The sequence below is a fragment of the Arsenicibacter rosenii genome (genome assembly GCF_001870735.1).
GTDB lineage: Bacteria > Bacteroidota > Bacteroidia > Cytophagales > Spirosomataceae > Arsenicibacter > Arsenicibacter rosenii.
Map to the genome: position 1 here is coordinate 1 of NZ_MORL01000106.1, position 2176 is coordinate 2176.

Consider the following 2176-nt stretch of genomic DNA (forward strand, 5'->3'; position numbering starts at 1 on the left):
CCGGATGCCGATTTCTTTGGTCCGCTGCCGGGTGGTGTAGGTCACCAGTCCGAACAGACCCAGACAGGAGAGCATAACGGTCAGGATGGCGAAACCGTTGAAGAGCGTCATCATCAGCCGGTCTTTCCGGAACTGCGCATCGAAGGTACTGTCGAGAAACGAGTAGTCACAAGGGTATTCCGGATAACTGCTTTTCCAGATCGACTGCACCAATGGCAGGTATTCGGGGCGGACTTTGATCAGGACCGTGCTGGCCGGAAAGGTGTTGTATACCAACACCAGTGGTTCAATGGCATTGTGGAGGGGCTGGTAATGAAAGTTTTTGACAACACCTACCACCTTACCTTTATGCATAAAGCCTTCAATGGCCTGACCCAGCGGCTGCTCCCAGCCAGCCATTTTTACAAACGCTTCATTGACCAGGAAGGCTTCCTGTTTGTCCGTAGTAATAGTATTGGTCAGGTTACGGCCGCTGCTTAGCTTCATCGACAAAAGGGGGACAAAGTGTTCATCAATGAAACCGTAGTTCGTCATCGTTTCCCGTTTTTTGCCTTTTGCCCGAAAGATAGTCGTGGCCTGAGGCAGCAATCCGTCGGGGTGGAGTCCGGAGCCCGGCGACACCTGCCGGATTTCGCTGCGTTGCCGTAAGGCATTGACGAAAACCGGAGCCGAGGCCCTGGCGGCCGAGTCGTCGGGTAGGGCAAGACTCAGTACCTGCTCCTGATTAAAACCCAGCGACCGGTTTTGCAGAAAATGCATTTGTTTCCAGACAACCAGTACGCCAATGATCATAGCCACCGACAGCGTGAACTGAAACAGGGTAATGCCCTGGCGTAGCCACGCCTGCTGTCCTGTTTTTCCTGACCAGCCACGCAGCACCCTGGTCGGCTGGTAACCCGACAGAACCAGAGCCGGATAAAAACCACCCAGTAATGTAGTACCCAGGGCCGTGAGGAAAAGGAACAGCATTCCCGAAAGCGGATGAATCCGGAGCTCAATGGACAGCAAACGATTAAACGAGGGAATCGACAAGGCCAGAATAGCCGTAGCAACAAGGATCGCGCCGGTGCTCATGAGCCCGCTTTCCAGTAAAAACTGACCCATGAGCTGGTTTCGGAGTGCACCGTTGGCTTTACGAATACCCACTTCGCGCGCCCGTTCGGTGGCCCGCGCGGTCATCAGGCTGACGTAGTTCAGCAGGGCAACAATGAGTACGAAGAAGGCAAGAAACAGGAACAGGTAGCCTAGCTGCCGGTTGCCTTTGGGGTGATCGGCTAGTTTACCGGCACTGAAATGCACATCGGGCAGAGCTTCGGTGTGGAACAGAAGCGAATACTCTTTGGCTCCCATTTTGTTTAGTTCGGGCTGAATGACTGAGCGGGAAAGCCGGTCAAGTTTGCGGGCAAACCGGGCCAGATCCGGTGCGTTCTTGAACAGCACAAAAGTATAAGCGCTGAAGTCGTCGGCCAGCCAGCTGGTCACTTTGGAAAAATCATGCGATAGTAAAGCATTGACTGTCAGATCGGAGTTAGAGGGCAGGTCTGCCATGACGCCGGTGATCTGATAGGTCTGCTTGTTGCACTGAAACGTTTGGCCGACCACATCTACCCGGTTGGCATATTTGCGCGCAAAGGATTCGGTAACAACCGCCGTGTTGGGACGCGAGAGGGCCCGGGCCGGATTTCCTGCCAGGAATTTGTAGGAAAAAACGGAAAATACCTCCTGATCGGCGTAGTACACCGAAGGCTCATTCAAGAGCTTATCGCCGAACCGCACAACGGCCGGCGTCGGCATGAACCGCACGGCTTTGTCGATTTCCGGATAATCGCGGTTCAGAACTGTAGCGAGTAGTGCAGGGCTGGAAGCCAGCGACATCGGGCTTTCCGGCGTTTTCAGCTCGGTAGTGAGGCGGCAAATGCGATCGGCCTTGGTGTGGTACGTATCATACGTAAGCTCATGGCGCACATACAACAGCATCAGTAGAAATGCCGCCACTCCAATGGCTAGTCCACCGAGATTGATACTGGTGTAAAACCGGTTCCGCCATAAGTTCCGGAGGCTGATTTTTAGGTAATTGGTGATCATCTGTATAGTTGTTGTTTATGCTCAGGAACAGGAATGGAAACGTCACTCCGATTTCAGCGACTTCACCGGGTTCATCAGGGCGGCTTTGACG

The 2176-nt window shown here is 53.7% G+C and carries 1 protein-coding gene; it reads right to left on the reverse strand.

All coding sequences use genetic code 11. From position 1 onward, the window contains the following. The coding region (locus tag BLX24_RS30045; RefSeq protein ID WP_071506875.1) for an ABC transporter permease at window positions 1-2085 on the reverse strand (2085 nt) is incomplete at its 3' end. Between the last annotated feature and the right edge of the window lie 91 nt (window positions 2086-2176).